The following is a 14,098-nucleotide window of genomic DNA, read 5'->3' as shown; positions in this document are numbered from 1 at the left end:
CCCGAACCGCCATGGCCATCTCCCTGTCCCTCGTTGTGGTCGCTGCCCTGATCGTCCTGATCCTGCTGCGCACCGGCTACCTGCGGCTGTGGCCCGCCCTGGCGGCCGTGCTGTTCGGGTTCTGCCTCGCCTCCACCGGCATCGCACCGGGCATCACCGGCGCGATCACCTCCGTCACCGGCTGGGTCTCCTCCTTCTGACCCCGCCCGACCCTGAGAGAAGGAACCTCGTGTCCGAATCGAAGAGCAACCCCGTCAAGCGCATCACCGTGACGCTCGACAGGGCCACCACCATCGTCGGCCGGCCCATCGCACCCGGGCAGCCCGACGTCCAGGCGCTCATCGACGACCTGCTCGCCATCGGCCGTAAGAACGGCGTCCGGCTCCCGGAGCCCGCCACGACCCGGCCGCTCCCGCAGTACCTGACGCTCGCCGACCTCGACGCCGCCGTACGGCGCGCTGAGGCATAACCGCCCGCACCACCCCCCCCGGCCGCCCGCCGCACCCTTCACCGGTGCGGCGGGCGGCCCTGTGCAGGAAGGACCCACCGCCATGTACGAGTCCGGCACGCAGCGCCCCTACGAAGTGGCCGTCACCACCGCCCAGCACCTGCCCGTCGCCGACCCGGTGGCCGAAGCGATGGCGCAGGCCCGCGCGCTCCAGATCGTCAGCGCCTCCACGCACGCGGTGGAACTTTCCGGCGAGCGCGCACAGATGGTGTGGATCCCGGGTCCGGGCAACCAGTTCATGGCCGTGCCGCGCGAGATGCTGCCCGCCGGCTACCGCCACTTCGAGACGATGCCCGCCCCGCAGCAGCGCGACCTCACCCCGGTCCCGCTCTTCGACCCGCGCGCCCAGCTGGTCGCCGCGGGCGGCATCGGCGCCGGAGCGGCCGGAGCCGGGATCGGCTGGGGGCTGGGGCAGGCGTTCACGGGCATCGCGGCCGCGGGCGGAACCGGCGCCGTCGTCGTGGGACTGGCCCTGTGGCTGCTCATCAAGGTCACCGGCGGTGGCGGCGGCCGTACGCACATCCACAACGAGAACCACGTGACCAACCACAACACCAGCCGCTGGTTCGGCCACTCCACGTCGACGACCACGACGAACAACCGCTGACCGGGCCGCCTGCTTCGTACTCGAACCCCGCAGGCCGGGAGTCGAGTACGGGCCAGGTGGCCCGGGGCGGTCAGCTCTCCAGGTCGATCAGGATCCGCCCGTAGTCATCGACCCACGCGTCGTAGATGACGCCGTCGACGATCGCGCCATCCACGAAAACCTCGACGTCTTCCTCGACGTCGATGAACAGCACGCCGTCGTCGTCCGTGTACGCCGGCCAGATCACTCCGTCGGCGATCACCTGATCGAACACGACGCCTTCCGGCTCATCGCGCGTGAACCAGCCCATCACCGCCCCCTTCGCTTCATGCGCACAGCCTGACGCACACCAGGCCCTTCCAACAGATCCCCGCGCACACCTCCGGACAACCCGCCCCGGCCCTCGAACCCGCCATCAACCGGACGGAGTTCGGGAGCCGAAGCAGGCCGCCCGGCCCGTTCCGCGCACTCACCGACACACCCAAGGAGACCTTGACCGTGGCTGACCACAACGACCGCGACCGCCAGGCCCCGAACACCGACCAGCCGGACTTCCTCCAGCACGCCCAGGAGGAGCAGCCCTTCAACTTCCCGCCGCTCCTGGCCGGGGAGTACCAGAAGCCGAAGCAGACGCAGTTCGCCGCCGCCCGCGAATGGTGGGACCACGCGTGGGAGAGCGGCGGCTTCCTGCACCAGCGCTGGGAAGACGTGCGCCAGGTCCCCGAGCTCGGCTGGCACGGCATGGCGAACTGGGTGAAGGCGGCGCTCGGACTCGCCGCGATCTGCGCGGTCATCATCCTGCTGGACGGCGCGACCGACGTCCTGGCCGCCGCGCTGCACGACCTGCTGACCGCCGTCCCGCGCGTCCAGGTCGGCACCGACACCTCCACTGGCGTCTTCGCCGTGGTCGACCAGCCGATCCGCTCGTACATCGCGGCCCACTCCGGGTCGCTGCCGATCAGTGCCTCCACCGTCTACACCCTCTGGCAGGTGGTCGGCCTCTTCGGCCTGGTCGGCGGGTTCTTCCGCAGCAGCGGTGCCCGCCTGACCTGGACGGCGTTCGGCGTGTCCAGCATCGCGATGGTCTACAGCGCCGCACCGGCCGACGGCCGCGCCATCGCCACCGGGCTCGCCGTCCTCGCCTGGACTGTCGCCTCCGCCTTCGCACTGCGCGGCCTGAGCCTGCGCCCGTCGCTGTTCATCCACAACGCGGCCCCCAGCATCGACATCCGCCCCGAAATCCACGTCCCCGCCCCGCCCGCCCCGCCCGCGCCGCCCGCCGCTGACACCCCGGACAACGTGCACCCGCTCCAAAAGCGCTGACCCGTCGCCCTGCCTGGTCCTCGCCCGCCCCTTGCGCGGGCGAGGACCGGACAGGCCGCCCGGCCTCACGCACCACCAGCCCTGCCCCCAACTGAATGGAGAACTCGTGGCCGTCATAGGCGTGCTGACGGAGCCCACCCCGCCCACCTGGTGGAGGGCCAACCGGCACAAGGTCTACGGCGTCGGCGGACTGCTGATCGGCTACCTGATCGGCACCCATCTGCACGGCTCCCCGGACCCGCAGCCGCAGCACCCGCGCCCGAGCCACACCACGCCGGCACCGACCAAGCCCGGCACGCACCGCACGCACACGGCCCTGCACCCCGCCTGAACCCGGCACACGCCGTGGCCCGCCGACGAACGACGCCGGCGGGCCACGGCGCTGTCCACCGACCTCTGGAGGAACCGCCTCGTGCTCATCCCCCGCCCGCGCCGCCGGATCGGCCGGCCCCGCCCGCAGCGTCCCGGCCCCCGCTACCCGCACCGCCCCCACAGGCTCCCCGGTACCTGGAGCAGGTGATGCCCCGCCCTCGGAAGAAGCGGCCCCGCCGCGAGGTCAAGAAGGTGTCGCGCAGTACCGCGACGCTGGAGGAGTTCGACCGGCGCTCCTGCCCCGAGGGCTTGGTCACCCGCAGGCAACTGCGCGAGCGGGGCCTGAGCCCCGGCGGGCACGGCCCGGTCGCCATCCTGCGCTGCAAGTACTGCGCGTTCCGCCCCGACATCTCGTGCAACCACCCGACCAGGGGTTGGCTGTACGACGTGGCGCTCGCCCGGCCCAAACGCGTGCCGACGATGGCGCAGGAATGGGCGCTGGACCGGGCGATGGCCGCGAGGTCCACGTGCCCGGAATGCCGCAGGCGCTACTACTTCTGCCTCCCGCTGCGCACCCAGGGCTCCTGTGACCCCTGCGCCAGGGGCTACGAGCCCAGCCCCGACACGTACTTCACGTCCCCGGCCCCGGTCCTCCACCGGCTCGCCGCCTGATCAACGACCCCCTCGAAGGAGAGTCACCGTGTCGCTGTTCACCCGCACCGCCCCCGCCCCCGCCCCCGCTCCCGTCCCCGAGCCGGAGACTTGGACGCCGGAGGGGACGCTCGTCTCCCAGCGCTACCGGGCGCTGGAGGGCGCGACCGTCCTCGTCTACACCGCCGACGCCGACCGGAGCACCGGGCACTACGCCGCCGCGTGCCTGGGCTGCACCTACCGCGCGGACCAGAACACCGGCCACAACCCGATGTCGGAGGCGGAGGCAGCCAAGGCCGCCAACGCGCACGCCACGGCCTGCCGGGCGATGCCGCGCGGCGTTCCCGCCCGGCCCGACGACACCGAGGCCGTCGAACTGATCCGCTCCCGGCTGTGGCGCCACCGCTACGGCACGGCGCCGCGCCCGGTGAACCTCGCCGACTTCAACGCGCTGCGCGTCGACGTTCAGCGCTCCACCGGCTGGATCAAGGCGCTGCTGGCGTCCCTCGCGCAGGCCGAACCCGGCTTCCTCGCCGCGACGCCCACCAGCTCCGGGCAGGGCACCCGCTTCACCGTCCAGCCCTTCGGCCGGCCCTGAGTACGAACTCCGCCCCCGGCCACGCAGGCCGGGGGCGGAGCCGCGCACCGGGGCGACCGCAGCATCGGCAAGGAGGCCGGCCGCCCCGCTCCCTTCACCCATGTCGAGATCAGGAGAACCCCAGCATGCACCGACTGCCCCTCACCACCGAGCGCCTGGCCCTCTTCGGCACCCTGCTGGCGACCTTCGGCGAGCTGCACCCCGCCTGTGACCACTGGGTGCAGGGCTCGAAAACGGCTTCCCGGAAGCGGCTGTACGGCGAGGACCTGGTCCACGCCGACGGCTCCCCCGCCACGTCAGGCTCCACCCGCCCGACCATGACCACCACCACGCTCGGCAGGCGCGCCGTGGCCTGCCATGTCGCCTCGTACACCGCCGTGCAGCTCGGGGCGACCGTCGCGATCACCCGCGCGTTCGGCTACCGCGTCACCCCGGCCGCGCTGCTCGCCGGTGCGGCCATCAACGCCGGAACGCACGCGGCGATCGACCGCGGGGCCGCTCTGCTGTGGCTGGCGAAGAAGACCAAGAAGAACGGCTACATCGAGCACTGCCAGGCGGTCCGCCTTGCCGACGACGGCACGCTGACCCGGGAGGTGAACGGGCCGGGCAGTTCGTGGATGGAGCTGGACGCCGCACTGCACCGCGCGATCGGCGTCGGCGCCGCCGCCGTCACCGTCTGGCTCACCACCCGCCCCGGCGCCCGCCGGTGACCCGCACCCGCCTGGACCGCGTCCGCGCCGCCGTCGGCATCGCCTCCCTGGCCCTCCAGCAGATCGAGGACGACCTCAGCGCAGACGACGTCGACCAGGAGGAGCTCGCCGCGATCCTGCGCGAGCTCATCGAGGACACCGACCCGCCCGGCGGCTTCATCCCGTTCCTCGCGCAGCTGCTCACCGCCGCCGCCCGCAGGGCTGAGCAGATCGAGCCCGACCGCGACGGAGACGCCTCCTGCCCGCTGCACGAAGCCGCCGCCCTGATCACCGACAACGCCGGGCAGCGCCTCCTCTGGGCAGCCCGCGCCCTCCACCCGCAGGGAGACAGCTGATAGCGAACGCCAAGGCGGAGAACCCGCCCCGGGGCGAGTGCACGCAGTGCTGGTACCACGCGTACGCCAGCCGCCAGGCCCACGCAGGGCTCGGCCCGCGCGAGGACTGCCCGCAGTGCGTGAACCACATGAACCACGGCCACCCCGCCCACATGATCGTCCGCTGACGGCGCGAAGCCACCCGCTCCCCTCACCGACAACGCCGGGCAGCGCCTCATCGGGCTGCCCGGCGCCCTCACCCGCAAGGAGATCTCGCACGACCGAGCTGATCTATCCGGAGATGCCCGAGCGCAGCCTGGTGGTCCTCATCGGCCCGTCCGGCGCCGGGAAGTCCACGATCGCGCGCACCTGGCCCGCCTCGCAGGTCCTGTCCCTGGACGCGCTGCGCGAGGTCGTGAGCGACAACGCGGGCGACCAGGACGCGACCGGCGACGCGGTCGCCGCCCTGCACCTGCTCCTGGAGGCGAGGATGCGCCGCCGGCTGTTCACCGTCGTCGACGCGACCAACGTGACCAGGTCCGCCAGGGAGCCGCTGCTCGCCGCCGCCAAGCGGCACGACATGCTCCCCATCGCCCTCATGGTCGCCACGCCCGGCAGCGTCTGCATCGAGCGGCAGGGACCAAGGCCGGCCAACCGCACGGTGCCGGAAGCCGTGGTCGTCAAGCAGCGTCAGGACATGGTCGACTCCCACCGGACCCTCAAGGCGGAGGGCTTCCCCGAGGTCGTCTTCTCCGACAGCCTCTACCGGCTCCTGCCGTTCCTGGAGCGCTTGAGCGGGACGCGGCAAGCCGACCTCGGTCTGGACGGCAGCGACGGCCTGGGCGAACTGAACCTCGTACGCCGGACCTTCGGCGAGGAGATCCTGCCGCTGTGGCGGTGGAAGGACGGCTCGAACGTCGCCGGGGGCGACCGCGTTGCGGAGATCCGCCTCGGTCAGCAGTACCTGACCCTCACCCTGCGCACCGACGTGGACGGTGAGGGCGACGTCGGGTTCGACGTCGCCGTGCCCTGCCCGCACGACGACGAGTGCACCGACTACGCCTGGGCGCCCGCCTACAGCGTCACCTGCCTCTTCCGGGCGCTCAACGGCGACCTGGACAACGACGAGGACATCCACTGCACCGCCCACGGCGGGTTCTACGACCACGCCGGGCAGGACGACCCCGAGGACCACGCCGACCTCGAAGCGCAGGCCCTGGAAGCGATCAGCGGATGACGACCAAGACCCCCGCGTGCGGCTGGGACCAGGCCGTCTTCCGGTGCGGCCGGTGCGGCACCGAGCACACCGCGACGTCCGAGGCCGACTACCTCAAGGCCGTCGGCGTCCACGGTGACGCCCACGCCGTGTGGGACCGCCTCAACCCGATCGAGCGCGACGGGATCACCTCGATCCTGCGCACCATCCTGGCCGCGCCGGACCTCGCCGCGGAGCTCCTGGTCCTCGCCGACCGGCAGCCGGCCGGAGGCGAGAGCCGGTGAGCCGGGCCGCCGACGGGCCGCACCCGCACCCCCTCACACCGGCCGACCTCCCACCCGGTGACGACTGGTCGCTCGGCTGCCCCGAGTGCCACCTGCCCGTCCAGGGCGGGGGCGCGGGCCTGGCCGCGCACCGCCGCACCGTCCACAACCCGCGCCGTGACTACGGCGACCGCCGCACCCCCATCACCATCCGGCTCGACTTCTGACAAGGGGAAACCTGATGCCTGCTTCGCTCACCAAGGTCGACACCTTCGCCGCGCTCGATGAGTGCTTCACCGCCGACCTCGCCGCCCACACCGGCGGCCAGCCGCCGCGCCCGCTCACCCCGAACCGGTTCATCGACCTGATCGAGGAGGTCCGCGACCTCCTCGCCGACTCCCGCCTCCCCCACTACGAGGACGCCAGCGACGACCTGGACCACGCCGCCACCTGCCTCACCGACGCGCTGACCGAGCCCGGCGCCGATCAGGCCGCGCTCCTGGCGCAGGCGCGCATTCACCTGCGCGGCGCGGTCGCCTCGGCCGGCTGAACCTCCTGAGTTGAGCGCACTCCGTGCCGCCCCGGCCCCCGCACCTCGTGGGGCCCGGGGCGGTCGCGGTGGCCCCTCAACACAGAGAGGAGATGGACGTCATGCCGCTGCCGTATTTCGAGGTGGACGTCCCGATACGCAGCACCGTGGCCCCCGGCCAGCACGGTCTGCACGTCTTCACCGGCCGGGCCGACAGCCGCAGCGCCGCCGTACGGATCGCCCACGAGGTCTACGACGCGGCACGCGCCGCGACGGAGGCCGGACGGGAGATCCCCCACGGGCGGCCGGACGGCTGGGGCGCCTGCGGATACCGGCCCGGTTGGGAGCTCGACTGGCCCGCCGCGACCGCCGGCCGCTGGACGAACCCCTACCGCTGGACCAAGCCCAGCACCTTCGAGTTGTAGCTCCGCCCCGGGACAGCCGCCCTGCTTGTCCGGCTGACGACTGCCCCGGGCCACCCATCCCGTACGAGACGAGAGGGAGACCTCAGTATGGACTCCGTCCTGCACACGACGGGCCGGTTCGGCCCACGCACCCTCCTGATCACCGCCGCCGCCGTCCCGCTGACCGGCTGGGCCGTCCACGCGACCGTGCTGCTCAAGCAGATCGCCGCCAAGGAGAAGGACCCGCTGACCGGCCTGCTGCGCCGCGACTCCTACACCGCCCGCGCCCGCCGGCTCCTGGCCCGCCATGGCGACAAGGTGACCGTGGTCATGGTCGACGCCGACCACTTCAAGCAGATCAATGACGGCATGGGCCACGAGGCCGGGGACACCGTCCTCGCGTCGATCGGTGCCCGGCTCACCGCCTGGGCGGGCCCGCGCGCGTCCGTCGGCCGCCTCGGGGGCGATGAGTTCGCCGTGGTCCTGGAGCTGAAGGGCGACCGCCGCGCGCAGCGCCTGGAGCAGCTGGTCCGGATGCTGCACACGCCGGTCGTCCTGGCCGACGGCCGTACGGTCGACGTCGCCGCCTCGGTCGGCGCCGCGGCCCCGGCCTCGGTCGGCTCCCGCGACCTGACCGTGCTGCAGAGGGCCGCCGACGCTGCGCTCTACGACGGCAAGCACTCCGGCCGGGCGGTCCTCGCGACGGCGCAGCACGTCACGGTGCCGTCCATCAACGGCCGCCGGGCCGGGCGCCCCGGTACAGCGACGTGGGGGCGGGCCGCGTGAGCGCCGTAACCCTGCCCGAGGGCGACTGGATCCGCGGCATCAGCATCAGGCAGCCGTGGACCACGGCGATCCTGACCGGAGCGAAGACGGTCGAGAACCGGCCCCGGCCGTGGCGGACCGGCTGGGTGCTCCTGCACGCGGGCCTGCAGACCGACCGGCCCGCCCTGCGCCTGCCGCTGGTCGCCCGCACGATCCGCGGCCGCGAGCTGGTGACCGGCGCGGTGGTTGGCGTCGCCCGGATCACCGACTGCCACCAGGACCCCGCCGGCTCCCCGCCCTGTACCGAGTGGGCACAGCGCGATGCGTGGCATGTGGTGCTCGCCGACGTCCAGGAGCTCGCCCTGCCTGTCCCCGTCGGCGGTCAGCTCGGTCCCTGGAAGCCGACGCCGGACCTGCTGGAGCAGGTGTTCCAGCAGTTGCCCGGCTTCCGGCCGTGACCCGCAAGCGAGACAAGAAGCCGCCGTTCGAGCCGGGCTGCGTCCCGGCTCCCGGCGGCCTTCTCGACTGGCGCGACAGCCAGCACTACGACCACTGGCAGATGCGCCCCTGCGCGCTGTGCGAGCAGCCCACACCGCTGCGCTCCCACTCCGGGGAGCCCGCTCACAAGGTGTGCGCTGAGTCCTGGATCTCCGAGCACCCGACCGAGGCCCGCCTCGGTCGGTTCGCCTCCGACACCCAGCCCAAGCGCCGGCGCGACGACAACCACGCCTGAACTACCCGCCCGGAGGCTCCCATGAGCAGCACTCCGCAGGACGACGTCGATCCCACCCTCGCCTACCCCGAGCCGCCCGCTTCCCCGCTCTGGCACCGCCAGGGCCCCAAGCCCCGGCCGATCACCCCGGAGCAGCAGCGCCGCAACTGCGAGCTGCTGCTCCGCGCGCAGCACACCCCCCGACCCCGCTCGCCGCGCACCACCAAGACCCTGGCGGAGGCCAGCTGATGGAGACCACGCACTGCGCCGTCGACGGCTGGGTGGACGTCATCCCCGCTCCCGGCCCGCACAGCACCGCCACGTTCGATCTGATCGTCCGCCCCGCCGACGCGGACACCCTGCCCGAGGACGCCCCCGACACGGTCATCTCCTGCACCGGCAAGGCCGCCGGGATCGTCCACGAGCTGCTGCACGGCATACAGCCCGGCGACCTGCTCCGCGTCACCGGCACCCTGGTCCAGCCGTCGGCGTCCGGCGAGCCCGCGCGGCTCACCGTGGATGTCCTGGAGGTCCTGGACACCGCGCTCCTGCCGGTCCTGAACGACATGGTCATCGACCGGTACGGCGACTACGTCGTCATCTTCGACGCCAGCACGGACAAAGTGCCCGTCTTCACCGCGCTCGGGACGTGGGTCGGCCTCGCCGACAACCCCGACGCCATCACCACCCTGATCGACATCCACGAGCGCGTGACCGGCGGCGACGCCTGATGACGACCACCGCGCCCACCCGCACCGTCCTGGAGCGGTTCCCCGCCGGCCACCCCCGCGGCTCCTGGCCTGCCGACGAATACGCCGCCACCCAGCGCGACCAGGGCCGCGACGCCCACGTCGTGATGGACCTGGCCACCGACCAGTTCCTCGTCATCACCGACACCATCCGATAACCCGCCCGACCGAAAGGCGAACATGACCGAGACGTTCGAGACCGAGACGTTCGAGACCATCCGCTACACCGCCGACGTGGTGGTCCTGACGCCCGACGGCGACGTCCTGCTGATCGAGCGGGACTGGCCGCCGTACAAGGGCGATTGGGCCATCGCCGGTGGTCACGTAGACATCGGAGAGACGAGCCGTGAGGCCGCCGTCCGTGAGCTGGCCGAAGAGACCGGCGTCCACGTGAGCGCCGGCGACCTGCGCCAGATCGGCGTCTTCGACCAGCCCGACCGCGACCCGCGCGCCCGGTACGTGACCGTCGCGTACGTGGTCACCGTCCCCGCCGACACCCCGATCGTCGCCGGGGATGACGCCCGCACCGCCCGCTGGTGGCCCCTGGACGGCCTGCCGGACCGGTTGGCGTTCGACCACGCCGACATCCTCAGCGCGGCCACGGCCCTCACCTCCTGAATACACCGCACGAACCGCGACACCGGAGCGCCGCTCCTGACCTTCCCGGCCGGGCGCGGCGCTCCGGCGTTCCCACCCTTCACCAGCGCTCCGGAGGCACCTTCGTGGAACCCATCCGCCTGATCTCGTTCGGCTACCTTCACCTGCCCACCGGCCCGGACGGCTCTCCCGTCCCGCCCGCCGCCGACCGGATCGAAGACGTCCGCGACCGGCTCCGCGACCCGGCCGCCGCCCGCGACATCCTCGACCTGGACGGCTTCCACCCCCGCGTCCAGGACGTCGTCCTGAACACCCCCGGCGCCCGCGAGCTCATCGCCAACCTCGCCGACTACGCCGACCTTCCCGCTGGCCCCCGCCGCATCGGAATCGGATGTGCGGGAGGCCGCCACCGTGCATGCGGCCTCACGGAAATCCTTGCCCGCGAACTCCGGGCACGGGGCCGTGAGGTCGAAGTCGAGCACCGTCACGCCCACCTGCCGCGCGTGCTCAAGTCACCCCCCGCCGCCCCTGCCACCTCTGAGAAGGAGATCGCCCGATGATCCGTCACCTGTTCCGCCGGTGCGGCAACGCGCCCGGCGACGTCACGCCCGAGGACCAGGCCGTCGTCGACCAGTTCCGCGCGATGCTCACCGCCGTACGCAACCCGCAGCCCTGGGCACCCGGCCACTCCCAGGACATCGCCGTACGCGTCGGCCCGTTCGTCGAACGCGCCCATACCCGGCCCGGCGACGACCACGGCCCCGACATGATCGCCGTCGCCCTGGTCCACCCCGACACCCCGCACGCCGCGGCCTACCTCCACGGCCGCCAGCTCCGCTACACCGAACGGGGCTGGCTGCGCTGCGAGACCACCGCGATCCTCGGCATCTGGCAGCCCGGCTACGCGATGCTCACCCACGCCGCCGCCAACCTGCCCCTGCCCGACGACCTCGGCATGGAGCTCGCCCACTACGCCCTCTACATCGAGGTCCGCAACCGCGAAGACGGCAGCCTCGACGGCTACACCCTGCTGCGCCTCGGTCCGTACACCCAGACCCGCCACGCCCAGCAGGACCACGACCGGATCACCGCCGCGCTGGACGGGCGGGAGACCACCCTCGTACCCGGCTACCGCGTCGGCGTGCGGTACGCGCCCTTCGACGTCAGCGACCACCTGCTGTTCGCCGACCCGTACGAGGCCGACGCCGTTGCCCTCCTGGACGCCGCCGTTGCGGGGGTGAGTGCGTGACCGCTCCCGCCCGGTACGAGATCGAGACGCGCCGAGTCCGGCGTCATCAGCATCCCTACCCCTGACGCAGGTGCACCTGTGACCTGGGCAGCCTGACAACCGAAGGCCCGGCACCCCCGCGTATCGATCGCGAGGGGGCCGGGCCTTCTTGCGTTTCGGTGGCCCTCCGGCGAGTCGCTCGCTCCAGCCGGACAGCGATGGCTTTGCTGTCCGAGTGGATACCAGGAATCTCATGGACTACCCGGACGAACTCGCCGACCTGCTGCGTGAGCGGTTCGGTCCGCAGAGAGATCGCAGTCAGCCCACCCGGTGCAGGGCGGCGGTCTACATGACCAACGCGATGGCCGGCCTTCTCGGGGAGGACGACTTCGCGGCCTTCCTCCAGACCGCGCTCCGGGCCGACATCGCCAGCCAGCAGCAGGGAGCCGTCTCCCCGCTTGCTTTCATTGATCACTTCGCCGGTGAGTTGCGCACTCGCCTCGGACCGCTTGACGGAGCGGAGGGCCGTCAGGAGGCGTGGCACATCTTGCTCGCCCTCCACGCCATCCTTGCGCCGGACCTGGTCGGCCCGTTCATCCGCTGCGCGTCCGATGCCCTGGAGAACGTCCGGCAAGATGCGCGACGCCTGGCTGGTGCACAGGCGAGATGAAGCCGCCGCGCAAGATCAAGACTCCGCCACAACCCTCGGTAGGGCGACGACACGGGTGTTTCCCAAATTTGGGAAACGGCGGACCGCTACGCTGCCTCCCGAACGCGCAGGTCAACGCGATGCCTCTCACCAGGGTGATTTGCCTGGGGAGAGCCTGAGCAGCGACGATCCGGCGCGGAAGTGATCGCATAAGTGGAGGTTGGCGTGGACGCAGTCGCGAACTACTCGGAGAAGGGAGGCGTCGGGAAGACGAGCAACTCCGCGGGCATGGTGGCCGAAGCCGCCGAACGCGGGCTGAACGTCCTCGCCGTCGACCTCGATCCCCGAGCCACGCTCACCGAGGAGCTCGGAGTCAAGGACCCGCGCTTCACGCTCAACGATCTCCTCTACATCGACCCCGAAGCCGACACGCCTCCCGGGGATCCCGCCGAACTGATCCACGACGCGATCGTGCGGGCCGGTGAGGGATGGCCGTCCAACGTCTGGGTGCTCCCCTCGGAACGGCCCCTCGGCCGCCGCGAGACCGACTCCACCATGTTCGAGGCACGTCTGCGCCGGGCCCTGGAAGGTCTGGACGGAGAGATCGACCTCGCCGTGATGGACGTCCCGCCACGAGCGGGCGGCAAGCTCGCCACCTGCGCGCTCATCGCCGCGAAGAAGGTGCTCATCCCCGCCACCCTCACCGCCGATGGGCGACTCGGAGCCGAGCAAGCACTCCGCACCATCCGGTTCGTCAGCTCACCCGGCAGCGGAATGAACGAGAACCTGGAGATCGCCGGGGTGGTGAGAAGCATCCTGCCGAAGAAGGACGACATGCGCGCCGTCAACCACTTCGTCAACGGGCAACTCGTGGAAACCTTCGGCGACAAGCTGCTCGATCACCTCACAGCCGATGAGGGGCATTACCCGGGAATCGTCAGCTACTCCGTACGGGAGGAGTGCCGGGTGGCCTGCACACCGATCACTTCCGCTCCTGGCCGCGAGGCGAAGAAGCTCCGCGGCTGGTACGGCCAGCTCCTGGACCACGTCGTCACACAGAAGGGCGCCTGATGGCTTCCAAACTGCTTCAGAAGGCCGCGGCCGCCACGCCCCCTGCAAAGGCTGGACGGGGCGGCCTCCAGAAAGCCACAGACCGAGCCGACCCGGCCGACACGACCATCGGCCTCGTGCCGCTCCCGCGCACAGCGCACGAGGGAACCGCAGAAGAGCGTCTGGTCGTACTCGAAGGCATCATCGGCAAGGCTCAGGACAACGCGGAACTCACCGTTCGCCAAGCGAAGGACAAGTTCAGTCGCGAGGCCGGCCCCGCGCTCGCGCTCATCCATGACGACGAACTGTGGCGCCCGGACTACGAGAGCTTCGTCGACTACGTGAAGCGGCGGTGGGACTACTCCTCCACCCACGGCTACCTCCTGGTCGCCACGGCCAAGGTGCAGAAGGCTCTCCCAGAGGGCACGAACGCGAACACCGGGCACGTCCAAGTCCTCGCGCCGGTGCTCCGGCACAACGGGCTGGAAGCCGTCAGCGAAGCGTGGGCAAAATCCGAGAAGAGGAACGGGCAGCCCACCGCGACGACCCTCAAGGCCGCCGTCGACGACCTCGGGTACGGCAACCCGAAGCAGGCGATCCAGGGCGAGGTGCTGAGCAGCACCAACCACGCGGCCACCACACCGAGCGCGGTGGGCCAGCTGGAGAACGCTGTCGCCCTCGCGAAGAAGCACCTGACGCGGGGGCTGGTGAAGAAGGCGTTCGAGGAGAGCCCGGAGGATGCCCGGCGTCTCGCTGAGGAAGTCGCCTCATGGGCGGCAACGGTGACCAAGGCCGCCAAGTAGCGCTCCGCCGACACCCCAGGGGGGGGGGGGGGAAAAATGGGGGACCCGCCCCCGGGGGGGGGGGGGGGGGGGCGCCGGCCCGCGGGGGGGGGCCGGAGGGGGCCGGGGGGGGGAGCGGGGCCGAGGCGCGG

28 protein-coding genes are annotated in these 14,098 nt (G+C 71.9%); 27 read left to right on the top strand and 1 reads right to left on the bottom strand.

Annotation, left to right across the window (positions count from 1 at the left end):
* The first annotated feature begins 11 nt into the window (after nucleotides 1–11).
* The 3 genes from ACIREO_RS38920 (at nucleotide 12) to ACIREO_RS38910 (ending at nucleotide 1,115) form a co-directional block, all read left to right on the top strand.
* Entirely contained in the window at nucleotides 12–200 is a 189-nt protein-coding gene (locus tag ACIREO_RS38920) for a hypothetical protein (RefSeq protein WP_404119597.1), read from the top strand.
* Nucleotides 201–229: 29 nt separating this feature from the next.
* Nucleotides 230–469, top strand: coding sequence for a hypothetical protein (locus ACIREO_RS38915; protein ID WP_404119596.1), 240 nt, complete (start codon nucleotides 230–232; stop codon nucleotides 467–469).
* An 82-nt stretch (nucleotides 470–551) separates the two neighbouring features.
* Entirely contained in the window at nucleotides 552–1,115 is a 564-nt protein-coding gene (locus tag ACIREO_RS38910) for a hypothetical protein (RefSeq protein ID WP_404119593.1), read from the top strand.
* Nucleotides 1,116–1,185: 70 nt separating this feature from the next.
* On the opposite strand, the gene ACIREO_RS38905 is transcribed toward ACIREO_RS38910, so the two are convergent.
* Complete coding sequence (locus ACIREO_RS38905; protein WP_404119590.1) at nucleotides 1,186–1,404, bottom strand: hypothetical protein; 219 nt, start codon at nucleotides 1,402–1,404, stop codon at nucleotides 1,186–1,188.
* A gap of 188 nt (nucleotides 1,405–1,592) precedes the next feature.
* On the opposite strand from ACIREO_RS38905, the gene ACIREO_RS38900 reads away from it, so the two are divergent.
* The 24 genes from ACIREO_RS38900 (at nucleotide 1,593) to ACIREO_RS38785 (ending at nucleotide 13,967) form a co-directional block, all read left to right on the top strand.
* Nucleotides 1,593–2,417 carry a hypothetical protein gene (locus ACIREO_RS38900; protein ID WP_404119588.1) on the top strand — a complete coding sequence of 275 codons (825 nt, stop codon included), beginning with the start codon at nucleotides 1,593–1,595 and terminating at the stop codon, nucleotides 2,415–2,417.
* A gap of 106 nt (nucleotides 2,418–2,523) precedes the next feature.
* The gene (locus tag ACIREO_RS38895; RefSeq protein ID WP_404119585.1) at nucleotides 2,524–2,748 is read left to right on the top strand and encodes a hypothetical protein; all 225 of its coding nucleotides are present in this window, start codon (nucleotides 2,524–2,526) and stop codon (nucleotides 2,746–2,748) included.
* Between the two features lie 188 nt (nucleotides 2,749–2,936).
* Complete coding sequence (locus ACIREO_RS38890) at nucleotides 2,937–3,401, top strand: RRQRL motif-containing zinc-binding protein (protein WP_404119582.1); 465 nt, start codon at nucleotides 2,937–2,939, stop codon at nucleotides 3,399–3,401.
* Between the two features lie 28 nt (nucleotides 3,402–3,429).
* The gene (locus ACIREO_RS38885) at nucleotides 3,430–3,978 is read left to right on the top strand and encodes a hypothetical protein (protein WP_404119579.1); all 549 of its coding nucleotides are present in this window, start codon (nucleotides 3,430–3,432) and stop codon (nucleotides 3,976–3,978) included.
* A gap of 125 nt (nucleotides 3,979–4,103) precedes the next feature.
* Nucleotides 4,104–4,688 (top strand): hypothetical protein, encoded by a 585-nt coding sequence (locus ACIREO_RS38880; protein WP_404119577.1) that lies wholly within the window; start codon nucleotides 4,104–4,106, stop codon nucleotides 4,686–4,688.
* On the top strand, nucleotides 4,685–5,023 hold the full coding sequence (locus ACIREO_RS38875) for a hypothetical protein (protein ID WP_404119574.1): 339 nt from the start codon (nucleotides 4,685–4,687) through the stop codon (nucleotides 5,021–5,023). The genes ACIREO_RS38880 and ACIREO_RS38875 overlap by 4 nt, the downstream gene beginning before the upstream one ends.
* Entirely contained in the window at nucleotides 5,023–5,190 is a 168-nt protein-coding gene (locus ACIREO_RS38870) for a pRL2-8 (protein WP_404119678.1), read from the top strand. Before ACIREO_RS38875 ends, ACIREO_RS38870 begins: the two co-directional genes overlap by 1 nt.
* A 113-nt stretch (nucleotides 5,191–5,303) precedes the next feature.
* Nucleotides 5,304–6,239 carry an AAA family ATPase gene (locus ACIREO_RS38865; RefSeq protein WP_404119571.1) on the top strand — a complete coding sequence of 312 codons (936 nt, stop codon included), beginning with the start codon at nucleotides 5,304–5,306 and terminating at the stop codon, nucleotides 6,237–6,239.
* Nucleotides 6,236–6,502 carry a hypothetical protein gene (locus tag ACIREO_RS38860; protein WP_404119568.1) on the top strand — a complete coding sequence of 89 codons (267 nt, stop codon included), beginning with the start codon at nucleotides 6,236–6,238 and terminating at the stop codon, nucleotides 6,500–6,502. The genes ACIREO_RS38865 and ACIREO_RS38860 overlap by 4 nt, the downstream gene beginning before the upstream one ends.
* On the top strand, nucleotides 6,499–6,708 hold the full coding sequence (locus tag ACIREO_RS38855; RefSeq protein ID WP_404119566.1) for a hypothetical protein: 210 nt from the start codon (nucleotides 6,499–6,501) through the stop codon (nucleotides 6,706–6,708). Before ACIREO_RS38860 ends, ACIREO_RS38855 begins: the two co-directional genes overlap by 4 nt.
* A gap of 14 nt (nucleotides 6,709–6,722) precedes the next feature.
* Nucleotides 6,723–7,031, top strand: a complete 309-nt coding sequence (locus ACIREO_RS38850) for a hypothetical protein (RefSeq protein WP_404119563.1) — start codon at nucleotides 6,723–6,725, stop codon at nucleotides 7,029–7,031.
* Between the two features lie 101 nt (nucleotides 7,032–7,132).
* Nucleotides 7,133–7,435 (top strand): hypothetical protein, encoded by a 303-nt coding sequence (locus ACIREO_RS38845; RefSeq protein WP_404119562.1) that lies wholly within the window; start codon nucleotides 7,133–7,135, stop codon nucleotides 7,433–7,435.
* Nucleotides 7,436–7,522: 87 nt separating this feature from the next.
* The gene (locus tag ACIREO_RS38840; RefSeq protein WP_404119559.1) at nucleotides 7,523–8,200 is read left to right on the top strand and encodes a GGDEF domain-containing protein; all 678 of its coding nucleotides are present in this window, start codon (nucleotides 7,523–7,525) and stop codon (nucleotides 8,198–8,200) included.
* Nucleotides 8,197–8,637, top strand: a complete 441-nt coding sequence (locus ACIREO_RS38835; protein WP_404119557.1) for a hypothetical protein — start codon at nucleotides 8,197–8,199, stop codon at nucleotides 8,635–8,637. Before ACIREO_RS38840 ends, ACIREO_RS38835 begins: the two co-directional genes overlap by 4 nt.
* Nucleotides 8,634–8,912: a hypothetical protein gene (locus tag ACIREO_RS38830; RefSeq protein WP_404119554.1), complete on the top strand. Its 279-nt coding sequence runs from the start codon at nucleotides 8,634–8,636 to the stop codon at nucleotides 8,910–8,912. The genes ACIREO_RS38835 and ACIREO_RS38830 overlap by 4 nt, the downstream gene beginning before the upstream one ends.
* Nucleotides 8,913–8,933: 21 nt before the next feature.
* Nucleotides 8,934–9,140 carry a hypothetical protein gene (locus ACIREO_RS38825; protein WP_404119552.1) on the top strand — a complete coding sequence of 69 codons (207 nt, stop codon included), beginning with the start codon at nucleotides 8,934–8,936 and terminating at the stop codon, nucleotides 9,138–9,140.
* Nucleotides 9,140–9,622: a hypothetical protein gene (locus ACIREO_RS38820; protein WP_404119550.1), complete on the top strand. Its 483-nt coding sequence runs from the start codon at nucleotides 9,140–9,142 to the stop codon at nucleotides 9,620–9,622. The genes ACIREO_RS38825 and ACIREO_RS38820 overlap by 1 nt, the downstream gene beginning before the upstream one ends.
* Nucleotides 9,622–9,798, top strand: coding sequence for a hypothetical protein (locus tag ACIREO_RS38815; RefSeq protein ID WP_404119547.1), 177 nt, complete (start codon nucleotides 9,622–9,624; stop codon nucleotides 9,796–9,798). Before ACIREO_RS38820 ends, ACIREO_RS38815 begins: the two co-directional genes overlap by 1 nt.
* 22 nt (nucleotides 9,799–9,820) lie before the next feature.
* The gene (locus tag ACIREO_RS38810; protein ID WP_404119544.1) at nucleotides 9,821–10,258 is read left to right on the top strand and encodes an NUDIX domain-containing protein; all 438 of its coding nucleotides are present in this window, start codon (nucleotides 9,821–9,823) and stop codon (nucleotides 10,256–10,258) included.
* Nucleotides 10,259–10,362: 104 nt separating this feature from the next.
* A complete protein-coding gene (locus ACIREO_RS38805; RefSeq protein WP_404119541.1) occupies nucleotides 10,363–10,797 on the top strand; it encodes a hypothetical protein in 435 nt (144 codons plus the stop codon).
* Nucleotides 10,794–11,486, top strand: a complete 693-nt coding sequence (locus ACIREO_RS38800) for a hypothetical protein (protein ID WP_404119538.1) — start codon at nucleotides 10,794–10,796, stop codon at nucleotides 11,484–11,486. The genes ACIREO_RS38805 and ACIREO_RS38800 overlap by 4 nt, the downstream gene beginning before the upstream one ends.
* 214 nt (nucleotides 11,487–11,700) lie before the next feature.
* A complete protein-coding gene (locus ACIREO_RS38795) occupies nucleotides 11,701–12,135 on the top strand; it encodes a hypothetical protein (RefSeq protein WP_404119535.1) in 435 nt (144 codons plus the stop codon).
* Nucleotides 12,136–12,339: 204 nt separating this feature from the next.
* A complete protein-coding gene (locus ACIREO_RS38790; protein WP_404119533.1) occupies nucleotides 12,340–13,185 on the top strand; it encodes a ParA family protein in 846 nt (281 codons plus the stop codon).
* Nucleotides 13,185–13,967, top strand: a complete 783-nt coding sequence (locus ACIREO_RS38785) for a hypothetical protein (protein WP_404119531.1) — start codon at nucleotides 13,185–13,187, stop codon at nucleotides 13,965–13,967. Before ACIREO_RS38790 ends, ACIREO_RS38785 begins: the two co-directional genes overlap by 1 nt.
* Nucleotides 13,968–14,098 lie beyond the last annotated feature (131 nt).

It is taken from the genome of Streptomyces sp. NPDC102441, from assembly GCF_044765585.1.
GTDB lineage: Bacteria > Actinomycetota > Actinomycetes > Streptomycetales > Streptomycetaceae > Streptomyces.
The sequence above is the reverse complement of the archived record's forward strand: the minus strand, read 5'-3'. Positions and strand labels throughout refer to the sequence as shown.